This is a genomic window from Roseomonas gilardii subsp. gilardii (assembly GCF_023078375.1).
Classification (GTDB): Bacteria; Pseudomonadota; Alphaproteobacteria; order Acetobacterales; family Acetobacteraceae; genus Roseomonas; species Roseomonas gilardii.
Genome location: NZ_CP095554.1, coordinates 1,900,407 through 1,925,060, shown reverse-complemented (window position 1 = coordinate 1,925,060; position 24,654 = coordinate 1,900,407). Strand labels below are relative to the sequence as shown.

Annotated in this window: 22 protein-coding genes; 11 read left to right on the top strand and 11 right to left on the bottom strand. The window is 70.5% G+C overall.

The features are described from left to right. Nucleotides 1–2: 2 nt before the first annotated feature. The 8 genes from MVG78_RS08515 to MVG78_RS08480 form a co-directional block, all read right to left on the bottom strand. On the bottom strand, nucleotides 3–869 hold the full coding sequence (locus tag MVG78_RS08515; protein ID WP_247559963.1) for a GntR family transcriptional regulator: 867 nt from the start codon (nucleotides 867–869) through the stop codon (nucleotides 3–5). Nucleotides 870–1,003: 134 nt separating this feature from the next. Then, nucleotides 1,004–1,741 carry an ABC transporter ATP-binding protein gene (locus tag MVG78_RS08510; protein WP_247559961.1) on the bottom strand — a complete coding sequence of 246 codons (738 nt, stop codon included), beginning with the start codon at nucleotides 1,739–1,741 and terminating at the stop codon, nucleotides 1,004–1,006. Further along, nucleotides 1,738–2,610 (bottom strand): ABC transporter ATP-binding protein, encoded by an 873-nt coding sequence (locus MVG78_RS08505; RefSeq protein WP_247559959.1) that lies wholly within the window; start codon nucleotides 2,608–2,610, stop codon nucleotides 1,738–1,740. Before MVG78_RS08505 ends, MVG78_RS08510 begins: the two co-directional genes overlap by 4 nt. A 52-nt stretch (nucleotides 2,611–2,662) precedes the next feature. Beyond that, on the bottom strand, nucleotides 2,663–4,399 hold the full coding sequence (locus tag MVG78_RS08500) for an ABC transporter ATP-binding protein (RefSeq protein ID WP_247559957.1): 1,737 nt from the start codon (nucleotides 4,397–4,399) through the stop codon (nucleotides 2,663–2,665). Nucleotides 4,400–4,510: 111 nt separating this feature from the next. Then, on the bottom strand, nucleotides 4,511–5,416 hold the full coding sequence (locus MVG78_RS08495) for an ABC transporter permease (protein ID WP_247559955.1): 906 nt from the start codon (nucleotides 5,414–5,416) through the stop codon (nucleotides 4,511–4,513). After that, nucleotides 5,413–6,435, bottom strand: a complete 1,023-nt coding sequence (locus tag MVG78_RS08490; protein WP_247559953.1) for an ABC transporter permease — start codon at nucleotides 6,433–6,435, stop codon at nucleotides 5,413–5,415. The genes MVG78_RS08495 and MVG78_RS08490 overlap by 4 nt, the downstream gene beginning before the upstream one ends. Before the next feature lie 31 nt (nucleotides 6,436–6,466). Continuing rightward, on the bottom strand, nucleotides 6,467–8,071 hold the full coding sequence (locus MVG78_RS08485; RefSeq protein ID WP_247559952.1) for an ABC transporter substrate-binding protein: 1,605 nt from the start codon (nucleotides 8,069–8,071) through the stop codon (nucleotides 6,467–6,469). Nucleotides 8,072–8,196: 125 nt separating this feature from the next. After that, nucleotides 8,197–9,795: an ABC transporter substrate-binding protein gene (locus tag MVG78_RS08480; RefSeq protein WP_247559950.1), complete on the bottom strand. Its 1,599-nt coding sequence runs from the start codon at nucleotides 9,793–9,795 to the stop codon at nucleotides 8,197–8,199. A 105-nt stretch (nucleotides 9,796–9,900) separates the two neighbouring features. Between MVG78_RS08480 and MVG78_RS08475 the strand changes: the two genes are divergently transcribed. Further along, nucleotides 9,901–10,665 carry a phosphoribosyltransferase gene (locus MVG78_RS08475; protein WP_247559948.1) on the top strand — a complete coding sequence of 255 codons (765 nt, stop codon included), beginning with the start codon at nucleotides 9,901–9,903 and terminating at the stop codon, nucleotides 10,663–10,665. A gap of 176 nt (nucleotides 10,666–10,841) precedes the next feature. Beyond that, nucleotides 10,842–11,570 carry a DUF1194 domain-containing protein gene (locus MVG78_RS08470; RefSeq protein ID WP_247559946.1) on the top strand — a complete coding sequence of 243 codons (729 nt, stop codon included), beginning with the start codon at nucleotides 10,842–10,844 and terminating at the stop codon, nucleotides 11,568–11,570. Nucleotides 11,571–11,637: 67 nt separating this feature from the next. Here MVG78_RS08470 and MVG78_RS08465 read toward each other — a convergent pair whose 3' ends face one another. Beyond that, nucleotides 11,638–12,084, bottom strand: coding sequence for a DUF3775 domain-containing protein (locus MVG78_RS08465; protein ID WP_247559944.1), 447 nt, complete (start codon nucleotides 12,082–12,084; stop codon nucleotides 11,638–11,640). A gap of 172 nt (nucleotides 12,085–12,256) precedes the next feature. Here MVG78_RS08465 and MVG78_RS08460 point away from each other — a divergent pair, with 172 nt between their 5' ends. The 8 genes from MVG78_RS08460 (at nucleotide 12,257) to MVG78_RS08425 (ending at nucleotide 21,919) form a co-directional block, all read left to right on the top strand. Further along, nucleotides 12,257–12,556 carry a hypothetical protein gene (locus tag MVG78_RS08460; protein ID WP_247559943.1) on the top strand — a complete coding sequence of 100 codons (300 nt, stop codon included), beginning with the start codon at nucleotides 12,257–12,259 and terminating at the stop codon, nucleotides 12,554–12,556. Between the two features lie 108 nt (nucleotides 12,557–12,664). Further along, nucleotides 12,665–14,128, top strand: coding sequence for an FAD-binding oxidoreductase (locus tag MVG78_RS08455; protein ID WP_247559941.1), 1,464 nt, complete (start codon nucleotides 12,665–12,667; stop codon nucleotides 14,126–14,128). A gap of 164 nt (nucleotides 14,129–14,292) precedes the next feature. Next, a complete protein-coding gene (lptF, locus tag MVG78_RS08450) occupies nucleotides 14,293–15,447 on the top strand; it encodes an LPS export ABC transporter permease LptF (RefSeq protein ID WP_247559939.1) in 1,155 nt (384 codons plus the stop codon). Next, nucleotides 15,444–16,580, top strand: coding sequence for an LPS export ABC transporter permease LptG (gene lptG / locus MVG78_RS08445; protein WP_247559937.1), 1,137 nt, complete (start codon nucleotides 15,444–15,446; stop codon nucleotides 16,578–16,580). Before lptF ends, lptG begins: the two co-directional genes overlap by 4 nt. 106 nt (nucleotides 16,581–16,686) lie before the next feature. Further along, entirely contained in the window at nucleotides 16,687–19,026 is a 2,340-nt protein-coding gene (locus MVG78_RS08440) for an LPS-assembly protein LptD (protein WP_247559935.1), read from the top strand. 303 nt (nucleotides 19,027–19,329) lie between these two features. Beyond that, nucleotides 19,330–20,541, top strand: coding sequence for a peptidylprolyl isomerase (locus MVG78_RS08435; RefSeq protein WP_247559933.1), 1,212 nt, complete (start codon nucleotides 19,330–19,332; stop codon nucleotides 20,539–20,541). Continuing rightward, the gene (gene rsmA / locus MVG78_RS08430; RefSeq protein ID WP_247559931.1) at nucleotides 20,541–21,410 is read left to right on the top strand and encodes a 16S rRNA (adenine(1518)-N(6)/adenine(1519)-N(6))-dimethyltransferase RsmA; all 870 of its coding nucleotides are present in this window, start codon (nucleotides 20,541–20,543) and stop codon (nucleotides 21,408–21,410) included. The genes MVG78_RS08435 and rsmA overlap by 1 nt, the downstream gene beginning before the upstream one ends. Before the next feature lie 95 nt (nucleotides 21,411–21,505). Next, nucleotides 21,506–21,919, top strand: a complete 414-nt coding sequence (locus tag MVG78_RS08425; protein WP_247559929.1) for a DUF6525 family protein — start codon at nucleotides 21,506–21,508, stop codon at nucleotides 21,917–21,919. 23 nt (nucleotides 21,920–21,942) lie between these two features. Here MVG78_RS08425 and radC read toward each other — a convergent pair whose 3' ends face one another. Together radC and MVG78_RS08415 are read right to left on the bottom strand one after the other, a co-directional pair. Then, entirely contained in the window at nucleotides 21,943–22,728 is a 786-nt protein-coding gene (radC, locus tag MVG78_RS08420; RefSeq protein ID WP_247559927.1) for a RadC family protein, read from the bottom strand. Nucleotides 22,729–22,730: 2 nt separating this feature from the next. Further along, nucleotides 22,731–23,363 carry a JAB domain-containing protein gene (locus tag MVG78_RS08415; RefSeq protein WP_247559925.1) on the bottom strand — a complete coding sequence of 211 codons (633 nt, stop codon included), beginning with the start codon at nucleotides 23,361–23,363 and terminating at the stop codon, nucleotides 22,731–22,733. A gap of 264 nt (nucleotides 23,364–23,627) precedes the next feature. Here MVG78_RS08415 and phnD point away from each other — a divergent pair, with 264 nt between their 5' ends. Continuing rightward, the gene (gene phnD, locus MVG78_RS08410; RefSeq protein WP_247559923.1) at nucleotides 23,628–24,608 is read left to right on the top strand and encodes a phosphate/phosphite/phosphonate ABC transporter substrate-binding protein; all 981 of its coding nucleotides are present in this window, start codon (nucleotides 23,628–23,630) and stop codon (nucleotides 24,606–24,608) included. Nucleotides 24,609–24,654: the final 46 nt, after the last annotated feature.

Sequence of the window (24,654 nt, the reverse complement as noted above, 5' to 3'; positions counted from 1 at the left end):
CGCTATCGCGGGGCGAGGCTGCCCTGCAGATGCGCGCGCATCCGTTCCGCGGCCAGGGCGCGGTCGCCCATTTCCAGCGCATCCAGGATGCCGAGATGCTCACGCGCCGCGTCATGCACCCGCGCCCGGTCCAACAGGTGCAGCCCGTGGAGATGGCGCAGGCGGTTCTGCATCTCCACCGCCTGGATGACGAAGCGGTTGCCGCAGCCCTGCGCCAGCGCGAGGTGGAAGCCCGCGGCGCTCTCGTAGAAACGCGGCACATCCCCTTCCCGCCATGGCCGGCGCAGGGCGGCTTCCTGGCTTTCGCGCAGGGCGGCCATCCGGTCGCGGGGCAGGGTGAAACCCGGCTCCAGCAGCGCCGCCGGCTCCAGCATCAGGCGGAAGCGGTAGGAGGCCACGCGTTCCTCCTCGCTCGCGAAACCCATGCCGAGGCGCCAGCCATGGCCCCGGTTGCGCGTGGCGATCCCCACCGATTCCAGATGATGCAGGGCCTCATGCAGCGCCGTGCGGCTGGCCCCGGTCCTTTGCCGCAGCATCCGCTCCGACACCTCCTCGGGCAGGTTGCCGTCGCGGCGCTCGCGCGCGATCCGGAGCACGAGAAGGGCGGTCTCGTCGGCCACGTCGAGGCGCGCCGGATCGTAGCCGGGATCGAGGAGCCGGACCGAGCGCCCCTCGGTGACCACGACGCCGAGACGTTCCAGCAGGGCGAGGGAAGCCAGGACCGGCGTGCGGCTGACGCCGAATTCCCGGGCCAGGCCGAGACGCGAGAGACGGTCGCCGGGCCGCGCGCCGCGCGCCCGCAATCGCAGCAGAATGTCCCGGGCGAGGTCGCGATGGAACGGGGACGCGCTTGCATCGGGCTCAGACATTACCAGCGGCATAGCGGCTTCCGTTCCGGAAGGCGACCGTTCCCGGCCTCCCTTCCGGCCCGCCCGCGCTCACACTGTGATGAGTCCGGGGCGGAAGCGGTTGCCGCCTGTCCGTGGGCTGTCGCGGTGGCTTGTCAACTCTCTTCCAGTTCCCGCGAAAGTCGCAGCAGGTCACGCGAATGCGCGTGATGCGCCTCGCCGTTGCGCAGGTCCGATTCGGTGAGCAGATCGACGATCTCGCCATTCTGCATCACCGCCAGCCTCTCGCAGATCTGCGCCACCACGGCGAGGTTGTGGCTGACGAGCAGGAAGGTCAGACCATGCGCGCTGCGCAGGTCGGCGAGGAGGTTCAGCACCTCCGCCTGCACGGACACGTCCAGCGCGCTGGTGGGTTCGTCGAGCAGCAGCACGGAGGGTTCGGCGATCAGGGCGCGGGCGATGGCCACGCGCTGGCGCTGGCCGCCGGAAAGCTGGTGCGGGAAGCGGAAGCGCGCCGCCCGCGGCAGCGCCACCTCGTCCAGCGCCCGCAGGATGCGCCTGTCCACATCGCCGATGCCGTGGATCAGCAGCGGCTCGGACAACAGGCGGTCCACCGTCTGGCGCGGATGCAGAGAGCCGTAGGGGTCCTGGAACACCATCTGGACGCGGCGGTAGAATTCCCTGTCGCGGCGGCGCCCGAGCGGCCTGCCATCCACCGTCACCGTGCCGGACCAGTCCTCGTTCAGCCCGGCCAGGGTGCGCAGCACGGTGGACTTGCCGGAACCGCTTTCCCCGACGAGGCCGAAGCTCTCACCCTTGCCGACGGAGAAGGAGACGCCCTTCACCGCATGGGTGCTGCCGAAGTGGACATGCAGGTCGCCGACCTCGATCACGATGCCGCTCCCTCCTGATGAACGGGGCTTCTCGGTTCCAGCCAGGCCGGGTCGCGCGTCAGCACCGGCAGGCGCCCGCGCGGCTTCGCCAGCGAGGGCAGGCAGGCCAGCAGCCCGCGCGTGTAGGGATGTTCCGCCCTGTGCAGTTCGGAGGCCTTCAGTTCCTCCATCACCTGCCCCGCATACATCACCAGGATGCGGTCGCAGAAATGGCTGACCAGCGGCAGATCGTGGCTGATCAGCATCAGCGCCATGCCCCGGCTGTCCACCAGATCGCCGATCAGGCGCAGGATCTCCGCCTGCACCGAGGAATCCAGCGCGCTGGTCGGCTCGTCGGCGATCAGCATGTCCGGCTCGGGCGCCAGCATCATGGCGATCATCACACGCTGCCCCATGCCGCCCGAAACCTCGTGCGGATAGGCGTCGAGCACGCGCCCCGGATCGCGGATGCGCACGCTTTCCAGCAGCGCCAGCGCCCGGTCGCGCGCCTCGCCCCGGCCGATGCGCTTGTGCTGGCGCAGCGCCTCGGTGATCTGGCGGCCGATGGGGAGCACCGGGTTCAGGCTGTATTTCGGGTCCTGCAGGATCAGCCCGATCCGCCCGCCGCGCAGGCGGCGCATCTCCCGCTCCGGCGCCGTCAGGATATCGGTGCCGCCGAAGCGCAGCGCATCCGCCCGCACATCGGCGGTGGCGGGCAGCAGGCGCATCAGCGCGCGCCCGGTCACGGACTTGCCGGAGCCGCTCTCCCCGACGATGCCGAGCTTCTCGCGGCCCAGGGTCAGGGACAGGCCGCGCACGGCGGGCGTGACCCCGGTGGCGGAGGCGAAGGCGACCCGGAGGTTGCGGATCTCGACGAGCTTTTCGGGCATTACGTCCTCTTTAGAACAGCGCCGGGACGAGGAACATCGGGGGGGATGCACCCTACCCCGCCCGCGCCGTGCCGGCGGCCCCATGCTGGGCCTCGTGCAGGCGGCGATAGATCCCCCCGCGGGCCACCAGCTCGGCATGGCGCCCCTGCTCGGCAATGCCGGAGGCGTCCACCACCACGATCCGGTCGGCGTTCTGGATGGTGGCGAGGCGGTGCGCGATCACCAGCGTGGTGCGCCCCTCGGAGAGTTCGGCCAGCGAGGCCTGGATCGCCCGCTCCGTCTCCGTGTCCAGGGCGGAGGTCGCCTCATCCAGGATCAGGATCGGCGGGTTCTTCAGGAAGATCCGGGCGATGGCGATGCGCTGCTTCTGCCCGCCGGACAGCTTCACCCCGCGCTCCCCCACCACCGTGTCCAGCCCCTCCGGCAAGGCGGCGATCATCGCCTCCAGCCGGGCACGGCGGGCGGCCTCGCGGATCTCCGCCTCGCTGGCATCGAGGCGGCCATAGGCGATGTTCTCCCGCAGCGTGCCGGAGAAGAGGAAGGCGTCCTGCTGCACGATGCCGATCTGCGCCCGCAGGGAGGACAGGGTCATGCGCCGGATATCCATCCCGTCGATGGTGATGCGGCCGGAATCCAGCTCATAGAAGCGTGGCAGCAGGGAGCAGAGCGTGGTCTTGCCGGCGCCGGAGGGGCCGACGAAGGCCACCGTTTCCCCGGCCCGGATCTCCAGCCCGATGTCGCGCAGCACCGGCTTGTCCGGCGTATAGCCGAAGGTGACATGCTCGTAGCGGATATCGCCCCGCAGCGGCGGCGCCGGCACGGCGTCGGGCGCATCCGCCACGTCGGGCTGGGTCTCCAGCAGCTCGACATAGCGGCGGAAGCCGGCGATGCCCTTGGGATAGGTCTCCAGCACCGCGTTGATCTTCTCCACCGGCCGGAAGAAGACGCCGACCAGCAGCAGGAAGCCGACGAAGCCGCCGGCCGTGAGCTCACCCCGGATCACGAAATAGGCGCCGGCGACCATCACCACCATCTGCGTCAGCCGCATGCCGAGATAGGAGATGGACAGGCTGGCCGCCATGATGCGGTAGGCCTGCAGCTTGGTGTCGCGGTAGCCCGCATTGTCCCGGGCGAAGAGGGCGCGCTCGTGATCCTCGTTGGCGAAGGCCTGCACCACGCGGATGCCGCCGACATTCTCCTCGATCCGCGCGTTGAAGGCGCCGACACGGCCATAGATGGCGCGCCAGGTGCGGGTCATGCGGCTGCCGTAATGGGTGGAGACCCAGCTCGTCAGCGGCACGATCACCGCCGTCATCAGCGCCAGCGGCACATTGACCCAGAGCATCAGCCCGAAGGCGCCGAGGAAGGTCATCACCGCGATGAACAGGTCCTCCGGCCCGTGATGCGCGACCTCGCCGATCTCCTCCAGGTCCTTGGTCAGCCGCCCCACCAGATGCCCGGTCTTCTGGTTGTCGTAGAAGCGGAAGGAGAGCTTCTGCAGGTGGTCGAAGGCCCGCCGCCGCATCTCCGTCTCGATGTTGATCCCGAGCATGTGGCCCCAGTAGTTCACGATGGCCATCAGCCCGGTATTGGCCAGATAGATGAAGATCAGCCCCGCCGAGGCGAGCAGGATCAGCGGCCAGTCCTGTTGCGGCAGAAGATGGTCCACGAAGGCGCGCACGGCGATGGGAAAGCCCAGCTCCAGCAGGCCCGACAGCACCGCGCAGCCGAAATCCAGCAGGAACAGGCGCCGCCAGGGGCGGTAATAGGCGAAGAAGCGGCGAAGCATGGGGCGGGAGACTCACGGCGGCACGGGCAGGAAGCCCGTGCAGAGCAATGTGGGGAGACGACGTCAAGCTCATTCCGCGGCCGGGGGAGAGGGCACCCTTCCCCGCCCGCCTCAGCGCTGCTTCGGGTCCAGCACGTCGCGCAGCCCGTCGCCCAGCAGGTTGAAGGCGAGGCTGGCCACGAAGATGGCGATGCCCGGGATCACCGGAACCCACCATTGCTCCAGCACGAAGCGCCGTGCCGTCGCGATCATCGTCCCCCATTCCGGCAGCGGCGGCTGCGCGCCAAGGCCCAGGAAGCCCAGCCCGGCGGCGGTCAGGATGATCGAGGCCATGTCCAGCGTCACCCGCACCGTCAGGGAGGGGATGCACATCGGCGCCACGTGCCGCAGCACCACCCGGGCCGGCGAGGCGCCGGACAGGCGCACCGCGGCGATGTAGTCGGTGCGGCGGATGGTCAGCGTCTCCGCCCGGGCGAGGCGGGCATAGGGCGGCCAGGCGGTCAGCGCGATGGCGATCACCGCGCTTTCCACCCCCGGGCGCAGCGCGGCCACGAAGGCCAGCGCCAGGATCAGCCGGGGAAAGGCCAGGAAGACATCGGTGACGCGCATCAGGATGCGGTCCCAGATCCCCCCGGCATAGCCCGCGATGCAGCCCACCACGAGGCCCAGCGGCGCCACCAGGATCACCACGGAGACCACCATGCCGAGCGTGATCCGCCCGCCATAGAGCAGGCGGGAATAGACGTCGCGTCCCAGCTCGTCCGTGCCCAGCCAGTGCTGGGCCGACCAGGGCTGCAGCCGGTTCGCCAGGTTCTGGATGTTCGGGTCGTGCGTGGCCAGCACCGGCGCCAGCAGCGAGAGCGCGAGCAGCAGCACCACCACGATCAGCCCGGCCATGGCCAGCGGATTGCGGCGGAAGGCCAGCCAGGCCTGGTAGCGCTGCCCCCAGGCGGCCTGCCGGCGGGATTCCGGGGCCGGCGAGAGCAGCCAGGCGCGGGAGAAGGTCTTGGCGGTCATCGCACGCGCGGGTCCAGCAGGCGGTAGAGCAGGTCGGAGAGCAGGTTCAGGACGACATAGATCAGCCCCACCACCAGCGTCGCGCCCAGCACCGCGTTCATGTCGGCATTCATCAGGGAGACGGTCAGGTACTGGCCGAGCCCCGGCCAGGAGAAGATCGTCTCGGTCAGCACCGCCCCTTCCAGCAGCCCGGCATAGGTGAGGAAGACCACCGTCACCAGCGGCACCGCGACGTTGGGAAAGGCATGGCCCCAGACGATGCGGAAGCCGGACAGGCCCTTGGCCCGGGCGGTGGTCACGTATTCCGACCGCAGCTCCGCCAGCATGAAGGCCCGCGTCATGCGCGCGATATAGGCCAGCGAGAAGAAGGCCAGCACGCCCGCCGGCTGCGCCAGATGCGCCACGGCATCCCAGAACACGTCCCATTCCCCGGCCAGCGCCGCGTCGATGGTCAGCATCCCCGTATGGACGTCGATCATGTCCTGATAGGCGACATTCTGCCGCCCCGGCCCCGGCAGCCAGCCCAGCCGGGCATAGAAGACCAGCAGGCTGACCAGCCCCAGCACGAAGACAGGGATGGAATGCCCCGACAGGCTGAAGAGCCGCACCGCCTGGTCCACCGCCCTGCCCTGACGGCTGGCGGCCCAGACGCCGAGCGGCACGCCGATCAGCACCGCCAGGATGATGGCCACCGTGGCCAGCTCGAAGGTCGCCGGGAAGAAGTTGGCGATGTCCCGCGTCACGGTGTTGGAGGTCATCACCGACCGGCCCAGGTCGCCATGCAGCAACTGGCCCAGGTAGCGGACGAACTGCACCGGCAGGGGCTGGTCGAGGCCCAGCTCCAGCCGGGTCCGCTCCACCACGTCCTGTGGCGCGCGGTCGCCCACGATGGCGATGACGGGGTCGATCGGCATGACCCGCCCGATGAAGAAGGTCACCAGGGTCAGGCCGAAAAGGGTGATCGGGACGCTGGCGAGGGTGGCCGCCAGCGCCTTCAGGCGTGCGCGGCCGAGGCTCAACGGAGCCCTCCTCCGCGCGAGGGATGGGATGTCACGATTTGCTGATACCGGCGTAGGAGGTCTGGTCACTCATCACGCCGAGCCTCATGCCCGAAACGCCGGCCCGCGTCACGGCCACTTCGATCGCCTGGAGCAGGATGACGAAGGGGCTGGCCTGCTGGTGGTCCCGCTGCAACGCCTCGTAGAGCGCGGCCCGCTTCTCGCTGTCGCCCTCGCGCAGCGCCTCCATCGTCCGCTTCGAGAGCTCCGGGATGTACCAGGAGGCCCGCCAGGCCAGGGTCCGGTTCCGGGCATCGTCGCCGTTGTCCGTGTTGATGCTGAAGGCCTCGGCATTGCTGTGCGGGTCGAAATAGTCGCTGCCCCAGTAGACCAGGGCGATGTCGTGCTGCCGGGCGCGGGTCTTGGTGATCACCTGCCGCGTCTCGGCCGGCAGCATCCGGGCGCGGATGCCGATGGCCGCCAGATTGGCCTGGATCGCCTGGGCGATGTCGGAGAAGGGCGACACCGAGAAGTAGTCGAAGCCGATCTCGAACCCGTCCGGATGCCCCGCCTCGGCCAGCAGCGCCTTCGCCTTCGCCGCATCGGCCTGGAAGGGCCGCTCGGTCAGCGCGCCGGGCAGGCCCTCGGGCAGGAAAGCCTGGTGCACCGCATAGGTGGAGGGGACGATGTTCTTCTGGATGCCCGCGTAGTCGATCGCCCACTTGATCGCCTGCCGCACCTGGGGCTTGGCCAGATAGGGGTTCTTCTGGTTCAGCGACAGGAACATCACCTGGGCCCGGCGCTGGTCCAGGATGCGGAAGCGGTCATTGCCCTGCAGGCCCTTGATCTGGTCGGCCTGCAGGTTGCGGGCCACGTCGTAATCCCCCTGTTGCAGCCCGAGGAGCTGCGCCGAGGGGTCGGCGACATGACGGATCACCAGCCGCTTCGTCTTCGGCGGCGTTTCGCTGTGCGGATTGGCCTCCAGCGTCACGCTGTCGCTGGCCCGCCAGGCGCGCAGCATGAAGGGGCCGGAGCCCGCGGAGTTCTGCTTCAGCCAGGCATTGCCGAAATCGCCATTGGCCTCGTGGGAGGCGACCACCGCCTTCTCCACCACCGCCCCCACATTGGCCGAGAGGCAGTAGAGCAGGAAGCTCAGCGAGGCCGGCTCGGCCGTGGCCAGCACCACCGTGTCCGGCGCCGTGGCGCGGATCATCCCCGCCACATTGTCCTTGGTATAGCCGAACTGGTTGATGATGAAGGCCGGGCTCTTGTTCAGCGCCACCACGCGCTGGAGGGACCAGGCCACGTCCTCCGCCGTCACTGGCTTGCCGGAGGAGAAGCTCGCGCCCTTGCGCAGCCGGAAGGTGAAGCTCTTGCCGTCGGAGGAGGCCTCCCAGTGCTCGGCGAGGTCGCCGGTCAGCCTGGTCGGGTCCTTCTCGTCGTTGCGGACCAGCTTCTGGTACATGTTGCCGCAGATCTCGTTGCCCGAGAACTCGAAGCTCTCGGCCGGGTCCAGGCTGATGATGTCGTCGATCTGCTTGGCGATGACCGCCACGCCGGGTGGCGACTGGGCCAGGGCGGAACCCTGGCCGGTCAGCAGCGCGGGCAGCGCCAGGGCGCCGGCGGAGCCGGCCAACAGGGCACGTCGGGTGGTCATCTCGCTTGGCCTCGGACCTGCGGGGATGGAAAGCACCCAGCCTAGCGCGCCTCACGGGGCTGCCAAGCCTTTCCACCCGCTTCGCCGGCGGTTGGCGCCCGTGCGGAGCGCCAACCGGACCGGGATCAGGCCTTCACGATCTCCACATAGCGGTGGCGGTCGTTCATCGGCCCCATGTCGAAGCCGCTCACGCCCTTGCGGCTGACCGCGACCTCGATCTCCTGCAGCAGAAAGGCGAAGGGGCTGTGCTCCTGCAGTTCCTTCTGCAGCTTCAGATAGATCGCCGTCCGCTTCGCCGCGTCGCGCTCCTTCGCCGCGGCCACCACCTGGGCGGAATATTCCGGGATCAGCCAGGAGGAGCGCCAGGCGGAGGTGCGGTTGCGCGCGTCGTCGCTGTTGTCCGTGTTGACCGCGAAGGTCTCGGCATTCGAGTTCGGGTCGAAGTAGTCGCTGCCCCAGCGGCTCATCGAGATCTCGTGCTGCCGGGCGCGAACGCGGGTGAGCACCTGCCGCTGCTCGGCCGGCAGCATCCGCACGCGGATGCCGATCTCGGCGAGGTTCGCCTGGATCGCCTGGGCGATGTCGCTGACGGGCGAGACCGAGGCGTAGTCGAAGGTGATCTCGAACCCGTCCGCATGCCCAGCCTTGGCCAGCAGCGCCTTGGCCTCGGCGATCTGGTGGTGGAAGGGCTTGTCGGTCAGCGCGCCGGGCAGGCCCTCGGGCAGGAAGGCCTGATGCACGGCATAGAGGTCGGGCACGATGTTCTTCTGGATGCCGTCATAGTCGATCGCCATCTTGATCGCCTGACGCACCTCCGGCTTGCTCAGGATCGGATGCTTCTGGTTCATCGCGACATAGAGCAGGCTGGCCTTGCGCTGCGACTGGACCTTGAAGTTGCTGTCCGCCTTGGCCTGCCGGATCTGGTCGGAGCTCAGGTTGCGCGCGATGTCGATATCGCCCCGCTGCAGCCCGAGAAGCTGCGCCGAGGGGTCGGGCATGTGGCGCAGGATCACGCGCTTCGTCTTCGGCACCGCGGTGCTGTGCGGGTTGGCCTCCAGCGTCACGCTGTCGCTCGCCCGCCAGCTCCGCACCGCATAGGGGCCGGAACCGGCGGAGTTCTGCTTCAGCCAGGCATTGCCGAGGTCGCCGTTCTGCTCGTGCGACATCGCCACGGCCTTCTCCACCACGTTCCCCACCACGGCGGAGAGGCAGTAGAGCAGGAAGGTCGGCGCCGTCTCCTGCGCCGTCTGCATCACCAGCGTGCGCGGGCCGGTGGCGCGGATCATCTCCGCCACGTTGTCCTTGGTGTAGCCGAACTGGTTGATGATGAAGGCCGGGGTCTTGTTCAGGATCACCGCCCGCTGCAGCGACCAGGCCGCATCCTCCGCCGTCACCGGCTTGCCGGAGGCGAATTTCGGCCCCTCCTTCAGCGTGAAGGTGAAGGTCCTGCCGTCCTCCGACGCCTCCCACTTCTCCGCCAGCTCGCCCACCAGCTCGGAGGGGTTGCTGTTCGGCGTGCTCACCAGCTTCTGGTACACGTTGCCGCAGATCTCCGAGCCCGTGTACTCGAAGCACTCGCCCGGATCGAGGCTGATCAGGTCGTCGATCTGCTTGGCGAAGACGATGACCCCGGACGGCGACTGGGCCTCGGCCCAGCGCGTATGGGTCATGGCGAAGGCAGCGGCGGCGGTGCCGGCCAGCAGCGCGCGGCGGGAGGCCATCATGTTGCGATCCGTTATCCAAATCGTGAAGACCGGTTGAGAATAGACCGCCCCGCGCCACCCCGCCATGGCCCTTCGGGGACCCGATCCTGGCACCGGAGGCCGGGCATGCGGCTTTGCCGCTGGACCCGTGCCGCGCGCCATGGCACCGGCGGCGGCATGGAGTTCTGGCAATCCTTCTCGGCCGCGTCCGAGGACCCCGGCCCGCCCTATGGGCAGTGCTTCCCCGCCCCGATGCCGGACGGCTCGCGCCTCTGGCTGCCGCTGCGCGACTATGGCGCGATCGCGGTGACGGGCTTCATCGCCAACCAGGCCTCCTTTGCCGTGGTACGCGCCCTGGCCGGCTGGATGGCCGAGGCCGCCCGCCCCCTGGGCGCGGAGGTGGTCTGCGGCCTGCCGACCCTGGGCCATGTCCTGGCCGCCCCGGTGGCCGAGGCGCTGGGCCACGCCAACTGGGTCGCCGCCGGCTATTCGCGCAAGCGCTGGTATGGCGCGGACGCTCCCTCCGTGCCCGTCTCCTCCTCCACCGCCACCGACGAGCGCCGGATCTGGCTGGACCCGCGCGTGCTGCACCGCCTCGAAGGGCGACGCGTGCTGCTGGCGGATGATGTGATCAGCACCGGCAGCTCGGCCCTGGCCGGGCTGGCCCTGCTGGCGGCGGCCGGGGTGAGGCCGGTGGGCCTCTGCGTCGGCCTGGCGCAGGGCGACCGCTGGCGCGCCTCCTGGCCGGCGGAGGTGCCGGTGGCGGCGGGCTTCGCCACGCCGCTGCTGCGCCCGGCGCCGGAAGGGATGCCCGGTGGCACGGCGGGCTGGGTGCCGGATGCGGCCACGCTGCCCGGGGTCCTGCTGCCGCCTCCCCACCGCCCGGCCTGACCGCCACCAGGGCGGGACGCCACCGGCCGCCGCCGGGAAGTCTCTCGCGAGTCTCCCGGCAACGAACCAGGCACAGGGCTTTCCCGCATTCGTGACCGGACCGGTCCGAATTCTGTTGCGATGCACATTGCGATCCTGATGCACTGACTCCCCCTTGGTCATTCGGGAGTGTGCTGATGCGCCGTCGATCCCTGCTGATCGCTGGTGGGGCCGCGGGCCTCATGGCCCATTCCGGGCTGGCCCGCGCCGCGGAACCCGTGGACGTCGCCCTCGTGCTCGCCGTGGACGTGTCGCGCTCCATCGATGAGGACGAGGCCCGGCTGCAGCGGGAGGGCTACCGCAAGGCGGTGACCGATCCCCGCGTGGTGGCCGCGATCCGGGGCGGCATGATCGGCAGCATCGCCCTGGCCTATGTCGAATGGGCGGGCGCGGAGTACCAGCGGCTGGTGATCCCCTGGACCCAGATCGCCAGCCAGGCGGATGCCGATGGCTGGGCCGATGCGCTCGACCGCGCCCCGCGCCAGTCCCTGTCCTGGACCTCGATCTCGGGCGGCATCGACTTCTCGCACAAGCTGCTGGACGACATGCCCTATGAGGCGATGCGGCGGGTGATCGACGTGTCCGGGGATGGGGTGAACAACAGCGGCCCGCCCGCCGAGGAAGCGCGCGACCGGGCCGTGGCGGACGGGATCGTGATCAACGGCCTGCCGATCATGAACGACCGCCCCGCCTATGGCCGCATGCCGCCCCTGCCGCTCGACCAGTACTATGGCCAGAACGTGATCGGCGGCCCCGGCGCCTTCCTCATCTCGGCTGCTGATTTCGAAGCCTTCGAGAATGCCGTGCGCCGCAAGCTGGTCCGGGAGGTCGCCGGGCTGGACGGGCCCCGCGTGATGCGCGGCTGAAGGCCAAACCGGGTTTTGCGATGTCCCCAGGGGAAAGGCGCCGCCTCTCCCCCGGGACGGCCCGGCCTCAGCGCGCGGTTTCTTCCGGCGAGATGCCGAACGCCTCCAGCCCCTCGGAGAGCAGATCCCCCAGCATTTCCATGCCCGTGAGATAGGCGGCCGCGTCGCCGCGCTCGTTGCGCTCCCGCGCCAGGCGCAGCGCCTCCTCCCAGTCCTCGGCCTCGTAGTCGCCGCGTCCGATCCAGGCGAGGGCGATCAGCGCCGCCTGTTCGTCCTCGTTCAGCGCGGTGATCTGCTCCTCCAGCATCTCGGCGAGGCCCTCCGGATCGGAATCGTCGGGCGCCTCCTCGTCCTGGAAGTCCTCGTTCTCCTCATCCTCCACCAGTTCGTCCACCTGGCGGGCGGTGTCGATGATGCTCACGACGGTCGGAATCGCGATCCCGAGATCCAGATCGTCATCATTGTCGGGGGCGCCGGTGGGGTCGGTGCCGGTGGGGTCTGGGCGGTCGCTCATCAGGCCTACCTCTGCCGCTCGTGTTGCTGTGCCCGCCCAACGCCGAAACCGGGCCTTCGGCTTCGCGTTGGAAACGCCGATTGGAAATTGGCCACAGTCAATAGGATATGTGGCAGAATTACCATCTCATACGTGCGGAGTTGTATATCTGCAACAGAGGAGGGCAGACGGGATGCGCATGGTGGTGGCGGGCTTCTTCCTGATGATGTCTGGCGTGGCGATGGCCGCCCCGGCGGGCTCCTCCGATGCCCCGATTCCACCCCAACCCGCCATGTCCTGCGACGGCACCTTCGGCGCCCGGGGGACCGTCTTCGGCCTGCCGCAGGAAGTCGCCGCGCGCCGCACCCCGAAAGCCGCCCCCCGCCCGTTGCCGCCCATCGGGGATGACGAGCCCGAGGCGACCCTCCGCCCCGCTTTCCATCTCTGCGCGGTCGGCCTGGAAGGCCCGCGCAAGGTCATCCACCGCACCTGAGGCACAGCGCCTGCCCCGCCCCCCCGATAGGGGCCACGGCGCGGTCCCATGTGACGCCGCACCGGGTCTCTTGACCGGGAGACCTGACTTGGCCTCCCTTGCGGCACCATGACCGACGCCACGGCCACCCCTCGCGCCAACACCGCCCCGACCGCGCTGCCCCCGGCATTGCTGGACGCGCTCTCCACCCTGCTGGGCCCGCGCGGGCTCATCACGGACCCGGCGGACATGGCGCCCTTCCTGTCCGACTGGCGCGGCCTCTATCACGGCGCCTCGCCCGCCCTGCTGCGCCCGGCCAGCACGGCGGAACTCGCGGCGGCGATGCGGCTGCTGAGCGCGGCGGGCGTGGCCGTGGTGCCCCAGGGGGGCAACACCTCCATGGTCGGCGGCGCCATGCCAGATGAGAGCGGGCGGCAGGTGGTGCTTTCCCTGGCCCGGATGAACCGCATCCGCGACATCGACCCGGTGGACATGACCATGGTCGCCGAGGCCGGGGTGATCCTGAAGAACGCCCAGGACGCGGCCACCGAGGCGGGCTGCCTCTTCCCCCTTTCCCTCAGCGCTGAGGGCTCGGCCACCATCGGCGGCGTGCTGGCCACCAATGCCGGCGGCAACAACACGGTGCGCTACGGCAATGCCCGGGACCTGCTGATGGGCATCGAGGTCGTCCTGCCCGACGGCAGCGTGGTCGAGGGGCTGCGGCGGCTGCGCAAGGACAACACCGGCTTCGCCCTGCGCCAGCTCTTCGCCGGCTCCGAGGGCACGCTGGGCATCATCACCGCCGCGGTGCTGCGCCTCTTCCCCCGCCCCCGCACCACCGCCCTGGCCCTCTGCGCCATGACGGACGAGGACGCGGCCCTGGCCCTGTTCCGCCGCTTCCGCGACCGGGACGAGAGCAGCGTCCGCTCCTTCGAATACATGTCCGGCGCCGGGATGGATTTCGTGACGGGCCTGATCGAGGGCGCGACCCTGCCTCTGGCCGAACGCGCCGATCACTATGTGCTGGTGGACCTCGCCTCCTCCCGCCCCGATGCAGACCTGCGCGGGCTGATGGAGGCGGTGCTGGAGGAGGCGCTGGAGGCCGGCGAGGTGCTCGACGCCGCCCTGCCGGAAAGCGAGGCCCAGGCCGCCAACCTCTGGCGGCTGCGGGAGGAGCATGCCGAGGCCCAGAAGCGCGCCGGCGGAAATGTGAAGAATGATGTCTCCGTCCCCGTTTCCCGGGTGCCGGAGATGATCCGCCGCTCGGCCGAGGCCATGCAGGCCCTGGTGCCCGGCTGCCGCCCGGTGCCCTTCGGCCATATGGGCGACGGCAACATCCACATGAACGTGGTCCAGCCCGAGGGCATGGACGCCGCCGCCTTCCTGGCCCGGGCCCATGACCTGATGGAGGCGGTGAACGCCGTGGTCCGCGACCTGGACGGCTCCTTCTCGGCCGAGCACGGGGTCGGGCGGCTCAAGACCGACATGCTGGCCGATTGGCGCGGCGGCGCGGAGTACGAGGCGATGCGCCGGATCAAGGCGGCGCTGGACCCGAAGGGGCTGATGAACCCCGGCAAGGTCTTCCCCGGCTGACCCCGGCCACCCCCGGCTCCGGCACCTGTTTGCAACAGCGGGTTTCCGGGCCTCGCGAAGAAGCCACGACAAGTCTCGGAAAGGCCACGGAAAGGCTGTAGAGGCTGGCGGTTCCGGGGCGCCGATTTGCCGGCGCCCCCTCGGCTGGATAGGTTGCCCCCGCCATGTCACGGCTGGATCGTTACATCTTCCGCCAGCTCGCCGTCGCCCTCATCGCGGTCACGGTGGGGCTGGCGCTGCTCATCTGGCTGACCCAGAGCCTCCGCTTCATCGAGCTGGTGCTCGACCGGGGCCTGTCCTTTGCCGTCTTCCTGGAACTCACCGGGCTGCTGATGCCCTCCTTCTTCGCCGTGATCCTGCCCATCGCGACCTTCGTGGTGACGCTCTTCACCTATGTGCGCCTGTCCACGGACCGGGAGCTGGTGGTGATGCGCGCGGCCGGCCTGTCGCAGTGGCAGCTTTCCCGCCCCGCCCTGTACCTGGCGGTGATCGCCACCGGCCTGTGCTTCATGCTGCAGCTCTGGCTGGTGCCGATGAGCCACACCGCCTTCCGCACCTGGCAGTTCGAGATCCGCAACCAGATGGCCGCCATCCTGGTGCAGGAAGGGGTCTTCAGCAGCGTCGGCGACGATCTCACCGTCTATGCCCGGCTGCGGCAGCGCGACGGCACGCTCCGTGGCATCCTGGTGCAGGACAGCCGTGACGCCGGCGCCCCGGTGACCATCCTGGCGGAGGAAGGGCGCATCACCCAGACCCCGAGCGGCCCGCGGGTGATCCTGCTCAACGGCCAGCGCCAGCAGGTCGAGCGCGTGGCCCCGCCCGCCGGCAGCCCGCCCGGCACGCCGCCGACCCTGCGCCTCGCGGTGCTGACCTTCGGCGAGAACAGCGTGGATCTGGCCCGCACCGGCCGGAGCGACGATGATTCCCGCAACCGCGATTCGCGGGAACGTTCGGTGAGCGAGCTGTTGCACCCCGACCCCGCCGAGAACCTGCCGGAGCGCGACATCCGCAAATTCTACGCCGAGGCGCACCAGCGCCTCTCGAATCCCCTGACGACCCTCTCCTTCGCCCTGGTCGGCCTGGCCACCGCCCTGGCCAGCGGCTTCCGCCGCCACGGCGGCGGTTTCGCCATCGGCGTCGGGGTCGGCACCGTGGTCGGGCTGCTGGCGCTGGGACTCGCCGTGGGCAACCTCGCCGCCCGCAACAACGCCCTGGTGCCGCTGATCTGGCTGCACGCGGTGGGCCCCGGCCTGATCTCCGCCTGGGTCCTGTCGGGCATGCCCGGCTGGCCGCGCCGCCGGCGGCTCGCCGCCGCATGAGCCTGCCCCTCACCTTCACCCTCTATGTGGCCCGGCGCTTCACCGGCATGGTCCTGGCCATGCTGCTGGCGCTCACCGGGCTGGTCTCGCTGTTCGACTTCATCGAGCTGCTGCGGCGCGCCGCCACCCGGGCGGAGGCCAGCTTCGGCATCGTGGCCACGATCGGCGGGCTGCGCCTGCCCTTCATGGCCATGCAGATCCTACCCTTCGCCGTGCTGCTGGGCGGCATCGTCGCCTTCTGGCGCCTGTCCCGCTCCTCGGAGCTGGTGGTGGCCCGTGCCGCCGGCATCTCGGCCTGGGGCTTCCTGACCGGCCCCGCGGCGGTGGCCCTGCTGATCGGCATCGTCGCCACCACCGGCATCTCGCCGCTCTCCTCGGCCATGCTGGCCCGGGCGGAGCGGCTGGACGGCATCTACCTGCGCAACGCCTCCGGCATCACCGCCCTGGCCGGCGGCCGGCTCTGGCTGCGGCAGGCGGACCGGACCATCGAGCCGCAGGGCGTCGCCATCCTGGCCGGGCGGCCGGCGGTGAACAGCAACCGGATCGAGCGTGCCGCCCTGAAGCTCGACGACGTCAGCGTCTGGCGCCTGTCCGGCGACGACAGGCCGCTGGCCCGCGTCGAGGCGCCGCATGCGGAGCTGCAGAGCCATGGCGGCGTCGGCGAATGGGTGCTGGAGGACGCCGTGACCTTCGGGCAGGACCGCCGCGCCTCCGAGCCCGGACGGATCACCCTGCCCACCGACCTGACGCCCGCCCGGATCGAGGACAGCTTCGCCAGCCCCGACACTCTCTCCTTCTGGGCACTGCCGGACTTCATCGGGGTGCTGGAATCGGCCGGTTTCTCGGCGGTCCGGCACCGCCTGCACTACCAGTCCCTGCTGGCCCTGCCGGTGCTGAGCCTGGCCATGGCGCTGCTCTCGGCCGGCTTCTCCATGCGCCAGGCCCGGCGCGGCGGCGTGGCGCAGATGCTGGGCCTCGGCGTGGCGGCCGGCTTCTCCCTCTTCGTTCTGGACCGGGTGGCGGGGGAGTTCGGCGAGACCGGCACCCTTCCCGTCGTCCTGGCCGCCTGGGCACCCGCCCTGGCCGGCCTGCTGCTGGCCCTGACCCTTTTGCTGCATCTGGAGGACGGCTGATGCGCCGACAGGCATCGTCCCAGGAAGCATCCCACGGAACATCCCAAGGGACATTCCGGGGGCTTCCCGCCCCGCCGCACTCCGGGTCGCCGCCCGGCCGCGCGGGATGGCGTTGCGCCCGTCCCTGCTGGGCGGCACGGCCCTCTGCCTGCTTCTCGCGGCCGGGCCCCTGGGAGCCCAGGAAAGCGGCACAGGCGGTACCACGACGCCAACCGGTACGCCGACGGGAACCCAGACGACGGGGGCACCGGCCGGAACGCACTCCGGCGCCGCCGCGCCGGCCCGGCCGGGCCCCAGCGCCGCCTTCGGCGGCCTGGTGGGCAGCCCGGCCGACCGCAACGCCCCGGTCACCTTCACCGCCGACCAGGTGGACTACGACGACAACAGCAAGATCGTGACCGCCACCGGCCATGTCGAGGCCTGGCAGAACGAGCAGATCCTGCGCGCCGACAAGTTCACCTACAACCGCGACACCGGCGTCGCCACGGCGGAAGGCAATGTCCAGCTCCTCCAGCCGGACGGGCAGGTGCTCTTCGCCGACCGCGCCGAGCTGACGGGCAACATGAAGGACGGCGTGCTGGAGGGGATGAGCGCCCTGCTCGCCCAGAACGGCAAGCTGGTGGCCAATGGCGCCCGCCGCACCGACCGCCCCGGCGGCGCCATCACCGACATGGCACGGCCGGTCTATTCGGCCTGCAACCTCTGCGCCGAGGACCCGACGCGCCCGCCGCTCTGGCAGATCCAGTCCCGCCTCGCCACCCGTGACGAGGAAGCGCAGCGCATCCGCTTCCGCGACGCGCAGGTGCGCCTCGATGGCTGGCCGGTCTTCTACTCGCCCTATCTCTCCATGCCCGATCCCTCGGCGCCGCGCTCCTCGGGCTTCCTCTCGCCCTCCTTCGGGCAGACGAGCTATCTCGGCGGCTTCGTCGAGCTGCCCTACTACTGGGCCATCGACGGCAGCTCCGACCTGACGCTCACGCCGACCATCTCGACCAGGATCGCCCCGTCGCTGGCCGCGCGCTACCGCCAGCGCTTCAACTTCGGCCAGATCGACATCCAGGGCTCGGTCGGCGAACTCGACGGCTCGTCCCGGGTCAACAACGAAACCGGTGCCGGCGGCCACATCTTCGGCAAGGGCACGTTCAACATCGACGAGAACTGGCGCGTCGGCTTCAACGTCAACCGCGCCACCTCGGAATCCTATCTTCGCGCCTTCCGCTTCCCGACCCAGCGCGTCCTGACGAGCAACATCTACGCCGAGGGCTTCTGGGGCACCGACACCTACGCCAAGATCGACAGCCGCGCCTATCAGGGCCTGCGCGACGTCGACGATGTGGGGCAGATCCCCTACGCGCTGCCCACGATCTATTTCGAGCATGCCTTCCGCCCCGACAGCCTCGGCGGCCTCGCGACCATCGACACCTCCAACTACAACCTCTTCCGCACCGAGGGCGCGGACACCCGCCGCCTCGCCACCCGCCTGACCTACGACCTGCCGCGCTACGGCGCGCTCGGTGATCTCTGGACCCTCAGGTTCCAGGGGGATGCGCAGGGCTATTCGGCCAGCGACTTCAACGAGGCGCCCTTCTATGCCTCGGTCAGCAGCCGGGAGATGGCGACCGCCAATGTCCGCGCCGCCATCGACTGGCGCATGCCCTTCATCCGCTCCGCCGGCGCCTATGGCAGCCAGCTCATCGAGCCGCATGTGCAGATCGTGACCGGCCCCGCCACCGGCCGCCAGACGCTGATCCCGAACGAGGACAGCCTCGACTTCGAGTTCAGCGACGCCAACCTCTTCTCGCTCAACCGCTTCACCGGCCGCGATCGGCAGGAAGGCGGCTCGCGCATCGATGCGGCGCTGCGCTCGGCCTGGTTCTTCCCCAATGGCGGCCAGGTCGAGGGGCTGGTCGGCCAGTCCTACCGCGCCTCCAAGGAGGAGGTCTTCGCCACGAATTCCGGCCTGCGCGACGAGGTCTCGGACGTGGTCGCGCGCATCCGCGTCTCGCCCACGCCCTGGCTGAGCGTGATCGGCCGCGGCCGCTTCGACAAGAGCAGCTTCGACCGGCAGATGGTCGACGTCTCCTCGCGGCTCGACTTCAACGGGCTGGTCGGCATCCCCGTCAGCACCACGGCCGGCTATTTCTACTCCGTACCGCAGACCTACCTGACACCCTCCACCTACCGGCGGGAGGTCTATGGTTCGGCCAATGTGAGGGTCAACCAGCACTGGTCCACCGGTGCCTTCGGCCGCTATGACCTGGAGCTCAAGCGCGGCGTCTCCGTCGGCGCGAACCTCACCTACGAGGACGAGTGCCTGATCTTCGACACCCGCTTCTACAAATCCTATGCCGAGCAGTCCTCGGGCACCCTCTATCCATCCTCCACGACGCTGCTCATCCGGGTCGGCTTCAAGACCCTGGGCGATTTCGGCTTCCGTGCCCTCTGATGCCCGCCCCTTTCCCTCCCCGTGATGTCCCGCCTGTGACACCCGCCCTCCCCCTGCCCTTCCCGCCCCGCGGAACCGGCCCCCGGACCCCGGGCCACGCAGCCGGCGGGCGGACCTGATCCCGGAACAAGCCCATGCGACGCCCCCTTCCTTCCCTTTCCTTCCCGCTGGCCTCCCCGTTGGCCATGGCGCTGGCCGTGGCGCTGGCGCTGCCCGCCAGCCTCCCGGCCCAGGCCCAGCCCCGCCCCCGCGCGCGCCGGGCACGGACAGGCCGCCCCAGCGCCTCAGAAGGGGCCCGAGAACATGAACCGCATCGTCGCCGTGGTGAACGGCGACGTGGTCACCCAGTCCGAGGTGGCGAGCCGCGCCAAGCTCTTCGCCATGACCACGGGCCTCGGTGCCTCCAGCGACCTGATCACGCGGCTGGAGCCGCAGATCGTGCGTCTCGTGATCGACGACCGGCTGCGCCTCCAGGAAATGCGCCGCCGCCGCATCGTGGTGAGCGACGAGGAGGTGGCCACGGCCCTCGCCGATATCGAGAGCCGCAACAACCTGCCCAAGGGCGGGCTGGTGGCGCAGCTCCGCGCCAACGGCGTCGACACGCGGGTGCTGTTCGACCAGATCCGCGTGCAGATCGGCTGGTCGCGCCTGATCCGGCAGGCGCTGGGCCAGCAGGCCGAGCCCAGCGAGGCCGAGGTCCGCGAGCGCGTGGAATCGCATGAGGCACGCGTCGGCCAGCCGGAATACCAGGTTTCCGAGATCTTCGTGCCCGTGGACGACCCGGCGCGCGCCGACGAGGTTCAGCGCTTCGTCAACGACGTGGTCGGCCGCCTGCGCGCCGGCATGCCCTTCCCCGTGGCCGCGACGCAGTTCTCGCAGAGCCAGACGGCGCTGCAGGGTGGCGATCTCGGCTGGGTCCGCCCCGACGAGCTGGAGCCCGAGATCGCCCGCATCGTCACGCAGATGCCGGTCGGCGCCATCAGCAACGCCGTGCGCGTGCCGGGCGGCTACCGCATCGTCGCGCTGCGGCAGAAGCGCGAGACCGGCCGTGACATCGCCACGCTGGTGACGTTGCGCCAGGCCTTCCTGCCCTTCACCAGCCAGCTCGACCCGCAGAACCCGACCGAGCAGCAGCACGCCCAGCTGGAGAAGGCCCAGCGCGTGACCGGCGGCTGCGACGCGGTGGAGGCGGCGAACCGCGCCGCCGGCAGCGTCCGCCCCGCCGATCCCGGACAGGTGCGGCAGGAGACGCTGGAGCCGCCGCAGCTCCGCCAGCTCGTCGCCAGCCTTTCGCCCGGCAAGGCCAGCCAGCCGATCGTGACGCCGGACGGCATCCTGGTGATCGCCGTCTGCTCGCGCGAAAGCCGCAACCTCGCCCAGTACACGCCGGAGATGGCCAAGGCGCAGATCCTGCGAGAGCGTGTCGAGCTGGTGTCGCAGCAGCAGCAGCGCAACCTGCGCCGGCAGGCGCAGATCGACATGCGCGTCCAGCCCAGCGCCGCCCGGGACGGCTGATGGCCGGCACCCTGCCCCCCGTGCCGGGGCCGGACGCCCCCGGCGCCCTGCCCTCCCTCCGGGACACGGTGGCCCGGCATGGGCTGGACGCGCGCAAGTCGCTCGGCCAGCACTTCCTGCTGGACCCCGCGGTCTGCGAGCGCGTGGCGCGGCAGGCCGGCGACCTCGCCGGCCGTCATGTCGTGGAGGTCGGGCCCGGCCCCGGCGGGCTGACCCGCGCCCTGCTCTCCGCCCCGGCGGCGCATGTCACCGCGATCGAGCTGGACCGCCGCGCCATCGCCGCCCTGGCGGAACTGTCCGCTGCCTTCCCGGGCCGGCTGACGGTGCTGGAGGCCGATGCGCTGGCGGTGGATGCCGCCGCCATCACCGGCGCGCCCCGCAAGGTCGTGGCCAACCTGCCCTATAATGTCGGCACGCCGCTGCTGGTGAACTGGCTGTCCCAGGCCGCGCTCTGGGAATCGCTCACCCTGATGTTCCAGCTCGAGGTCGCCGAGCGGATCGTCGCCGCCCCGGATACGGAGCATTACGGCCGCCTCGCCGTGCTCGCGCAATGGCGCTGCGCGGCCAGCATGGTGCTGCGCCTGCCGCCCGGTGCCTTCTCGCCCCCGCCCAAGGTCTGGTCCGCCGTGGTGCATCTGGTGCCGCGCCCGGAACAGCCCGCCCCCGCCCTGGCGCGGGCCATGGAGCGCGTCACCGCCGCCGCTTTCGGCCAGCGCCGCAAGATGCTGCGCGGCTCGCTGAAATCCCTGGGCCAGCCGGAGGCGCTGCTGGCGGGTTGCGGCATCGAGCCGACGCGGCGCGCCGAGACGCTGGGCATCGCCGAGTTCGAGGCCCTGGCGCGGGCCCTGCTGGCGCGCGAGGGCGGCTGAGGCACCGGTTACGTCCGGTGCGGCGCATATGTGCCGGGCGGCAGGCGGTTGGCGGCGCGATTTCCCCAGGGTCTTCCCTCCTGTAGAAGGCCGCCATGGACAACAGCATGGCGGCCAAGCCGTACAGCAAGCTCAGGGGCGACCCCTACCGGGCCTATGAGGAACTGCCGGCCGAGGTGCGCCGGGCCCTGCAGGAAGCCCTGGTGGACTGGTGCCCCCTGCGCGCCCGCGAGTGGTATCACCAGTTGCTGCGCCAGCAGCGGCTGCGCCCAGCCCAGGCGGCGTATTGTCTTGTCCAGGCCATCCGTGGGCACGACCACGCCGAGGTGGCCGCCTTCGCGAGGACATGGCCGAAAGGCACCCGGGCCTATCCGCACCTCGCCGCCGGCGCGACGCTCCAGCGCTATGCCGGAACGGAGGGCATCCCGGAAGCCAGGCCCATCGCCCCGCCAAAAAGCCGGCCGAAGGCACGGGCCAAGCGCCCCGCAGGCCGCCGCTCCAGGCGCTGAGGGCGGGAGACGGCGCCCGCCCCCTACAGCAGCCCCTCCCGCCGGAAGCTGGTGTGGCGCCCGTTCCCCACGATCACATGGTCCTGCAACACGATGCCCAGGCATTCCGCCGCCTGCCGCACCTGGTCGGTCATCAGCAGATCGTCGCGGGAGGGCGTGGGATCGCCACTGGGATGGTTGTGCACCAGGATCAGCCGCGCGGCGTCGAGTTCCAGCGCGCGCTTGACCACCTCGCGCGGATAGACCGGCGTGTGGTTCACCGTGCCGCGCGCCTGCGCCTCGTCGGCCAGCAGACGCTCCTCGGCATCGAGGAAGAGGACGCGGAACTGCTCGATCCGCTCCCGCGCCAGGGAGGCGGTGAGATAGGCGAGCAGCCGGTTCCAGTTGTCCAGCACCGGCTGCGCCATGACCTCCGCCCGCGCAAGCCGCAGCGCCGCCTCCTGCACCAGCTTCAGCGCCGCGATGCTGTGGGTCCCAAAGCCGGGCACGCCGCGCAGTTCCCGCTGGCTGGCCGACAGCAGGGCAGCGAAGCTGCCGAAGCGGCGCAGCGCCGCCTGCGCCAGGGCGCGCGGATCGGTGGGCAGGACGAAGCCCAGCAGCAGCGTGGTCATGTCCTCCTCCGACAGCGCCGCCTCGCCCTCGTTGAGCAGCCGGCGGCGCAGCTCCGTGGGCGATCCGGGCCGTGCCGCAAGAGGCGGGGCACCGGCATCCGCGATCGCCGGACGCAGGACAGATGTGCTGGCCGGGGCGGGCACCAGGGCCGGATCGCGCAGCAGGAAGCCGGAGGCATCCGAGAAACCGTCGGCCATCGTCAGATCAGCCCCTCCCGCCGCAGGCTCAGCGGCTCCGTCCTTCCGCCGGCGATCAGGTGGTCGTGCAGGGTGATGGCCAGCAGCGCGCCCGCCTTCTGCATCTGCTCCGTGCGCGCCACATCCTCCTCGCGCGGCTGCCCGTCGGGCCGCCAGGTCAGCAGGATCAGGGCCGTGGCATGCAGCTCCAGCGCCCGCCGCATGATGGCGCGCGGCTCCTGCACGCCATCCTGGCTCTCGTCGGCGAGCAGCCGGTTCCGGTTGTCCAGGAACAGGACACGCGCCTGCGTCCGGCTGGCGCCGGGCGCTGCCTCCAGGGGCGCTGCCTCCAGATAGGCCATCAGCCGGTCCCAGCTCTTCAGCACGGGCCGTTCCGTCTCCTCCGCCCGGGCGAGGCGGGTGGCGGCCGCGGAAACGAGGTTCAGGGCGGCGATGCTGTCCATGCCGAGCGTGGTGGTCCGGCGCAGCCAACGCGGGTCCGCCCCCAGTACCGCCGCGAGGCTGCCGAACTGGTTGATCAGCCCCTTGGCCAGCGGCTTGGTGTCCCGGCGCGGAATGCCCAGGAAGAGCAGCATCTCCAGGATCTCGTAATCCGGCAGCGCCGCCGGCCCACCCTGCAGCAGCCTGTCCCGCATCCGGCTGCGATGGCCCTGGGGGCCGGTGCCGGCGAAAACCGGCCCGCTGCCGGCTCCGGCCCGATTTCCGTGGAGCCCGGGATCTTCCCTCGGCATCGACGCGTCCTTCAGCCTCTCCCCTCAGGCGAGAGTATCAACCAAAGGTTGCATGTATCGGACCCATCGGCAACTTTCGCCATCGGGCACCGCAATCCGCGCGAAACGCTTGGAGCGCCACCGCCGCCGTGTTCCGATGCGCCGGAACCCTCTTTCCGGAAGCACGCCATGCCCCTGCGCCGCCGCCTCCTGGCACTCGCCGGCCTGCCTGCCCTCCTGCCCCTCGCCGCTCCCTTCCCCGCCCGGAGCCAGGGTCAGACGCCCTCCGCCATGCCCGCGCCCGGCAAGCGCGCCTGGGCCGCGCAGGTGCCCGAGATCCGCATCGGCGTGCTGGGCGGAGAAACGGAAAGCGACCGGCTCGGCCGCTACGACGGTTATCGCAAGCTGTTCGAGGAGACCTTCCAGGTGCCCACGCGGCTCTACTTCGCCTCCGACTATGCCGGGGTGCAGCAGGCTTTCGCCGCGAAGCAGCTGGAGATCGCCAACATGGCGCCCGCCGCCTATGCCGCGACCTGGATGGACACCAACGGCGGCGTGGAACCCATCCTCGTCACCAGGGAGGCCGACGGCAGCACCTCCTATGTCGCGGTGATGTATGTCCGCAGCGATTCCGGCATCACGAAGATCGAGGACCTCAAGGGCAAGTCCATCGCCTGGGCCGACCCGAACAGCGCCTCCGGCTACCTGATCCCGCGCGCCGAGCTGCGCGCCGCCGGCATCGACCCGGAGCCGGGGAAGTTCTTCGGCCGCACCGGCTTCGCCGGCGGGCACGACCAGGCGCTCGTGGCCGTGCTGCAGAAGCAGTACGACGCCGGCGTCACCTGGGTCTCCGGCCAGGGCGACCCGCCCTATACCCGCGGCACGCTGCGCGCGGCGGTGGACAAGGGCATGCTGAAGATGGAGGACCTGCGCATCATCTGGACCTCCCGCCCCATCCAGAACGGGCCGATCGTGGTGCGCACCGACCTGCCGGCCGAGTTCAAGCAGGACATGATCGCCTTCCACCTCGCTTTGCCGTCGGCGCATCCCGACATCCATCGCGCCGTGGAGCGCGGCTCCGCCATCGGCTGGACCACGACAAGCCATGCCGACTATGCCGTCTTCGTCGATATGCGGAAGGCGGAGGCCGCCGACCGGCGCCGGCGCTGAACCCCCGGGGGAAAGGCAGCGCCTTTCCCCCGGGCCAGAAGTGCCG

What these genes read in the sequence shown, in the direction of transcription:
- MVG78_RS08515 (WP_247559963.1), bottom strand. Translation starts at nt 869, where the DNA reads ATGTCTGAGCCCGATGCAAGCGCGTCCCCGTTCCATCGCGACCTCGCC.
- MVG78_RS08505 (WP_247559959.1), bottom strand. Translation starts at nt 2,610, where the DNA reads ATGCCCGAAAAGCTCGTCGAGATCCGCAACCTCCGGGTCGCCTTCGCC.
- MVG78_RS08500 (WP_247559957.1), bottom strand. Translation starts at nt 4,399, where the DNA reads ATGCTTCGCCGCTTCTTCGCCTATTACCGCCCCTGGCGGCGCCTGTTC.
- MVG78_RS08495 (WP_247559955.1), bottom strand. Translation starts at nt 5,416, where the DNA reads ATGACCGCCAAGACCTTCTCCCGCGCCTGGCTGCTCTCGCCGGCCCCG.
- MVG78_RS08485 (WP_247559952.1), bottom strand. Translation starts at nt 8,071, where the DNA reads ATGACCACCCGACGTGCCCTGTTGGCCGGCTCCGCCGGCGCCCTGGCG.
- MVG78_RS08480 (WP_247559950.1), bottom strand. Translation starts at nt 9,795, where the DNA reads ATGATGGCCTCCCGCCGCGCGCTGCTGGCCGGCACCGCCGCCGCTGCC.
- MVG78_RS08475 (WP_247559948.1), top strand. Translation starts at nt 9,901, where the DNA reads ATGCGGCTTTGCCGCTGGACCCGTGCCGCGCGCCATGGCACCGGCGGC.
- MVG78_RS08470 (WP_247559946.1), top strand. Translation starts at nt 10,842, where the DNA reads ATGCGCCGTCGATCCCTGCTGATCGCTGGTGGGGCCGCGGGCCTCATG.
- MVG78_RS08465 (WP_247559944.1), bottom strand. Translation starts at nt 12,084, where the DNA reads ATGAGCGACCGCCCAGACCCCACCGGCACCGACCCCACCGGCGCCCCC.
- MVG78_RS08460 (WP_247559943.1), top strand. Translation starts at nt 12,257, where the DNA reads ATGCGCATGGTGGTGGCGGGCTTCTTCCTGATGATGTCTGGCGTGGCG.
- MVG78_RS08455 (WP_247559941.1), top strand. Translation starts at nt 12,665, where the DNA reads ATGACCGACGCCACGGCCACCCCTCGCGCCAACACCGCCCCGACCGCG.
- lptF (WP_247559939.1), top strand. Translation starts at nt 14,293, where the DNA reads ATGTCACGGCTGGATCGTTACATCTTCCGCCAGCTCGCCGTCGCCCTC.
- lptG (WP_247559937.1), top strand. Translation starts at nt 15,444, where the DNA reads ATGAGCCTGCCCCTCACCTTCACCCTCTATGTGGCCCGGCGCTTCACC.
- MVG78_RS08440 (WP_247559935.1), top strand. Translation starts at nt 16,687, where the DNA reads ATGGCGTTGCGCCCGTCCCTGCTGGGCGGCACGGCCCTCTGCCTGCTT.
- MVG78_RS08435 (WP_247559933.1), top strand. Translation starts at nt 19,330, where the DNA reads ATGAACCGCATCGTCGCCGTGGTGAACGGCGACGTGGTCACCCAGTCC.
- rsmA (WP_247559931.1), top strand. Translation starts at nt 20,541, where the DNA reads ATGGCCGGCACCCTGCCCCCCGTGCCGGGGCCGGACGCCCCCGGCGCC.
- MVG78_RS08425 (WP_247559929.1), top strand. Translation starts at nt 21,506, where the DNA reads ATGGACAACAGCATGGCGGCCAAGCCGTACAGCAAGCTCAGGGGCGAC.
- radC (WP_247559927.1), bottom strand. Translation starts at nt 22,728, where the DNA reads ATGGCCGACGGTTTCTCGGATGCCTCCGGCTTCCTGCTGCGCGATCCG.
- MVG78_RS08415 (WP_247559925.1), bottom strand. Translation starts at nt 23,363, where the DNA reads ATGCGGGACAGGCTGCTGCAGGGTGGGCCGGCGGCGCTGCCGGATTAC.
- phnD (WP_247559923.1), top strand. Translation starts at nt 23,628, where the DNA reads ATGCCCCTGCGCCGCCGCCTCCTGGCACTCGCCGGCCTGCCTGCCCTC.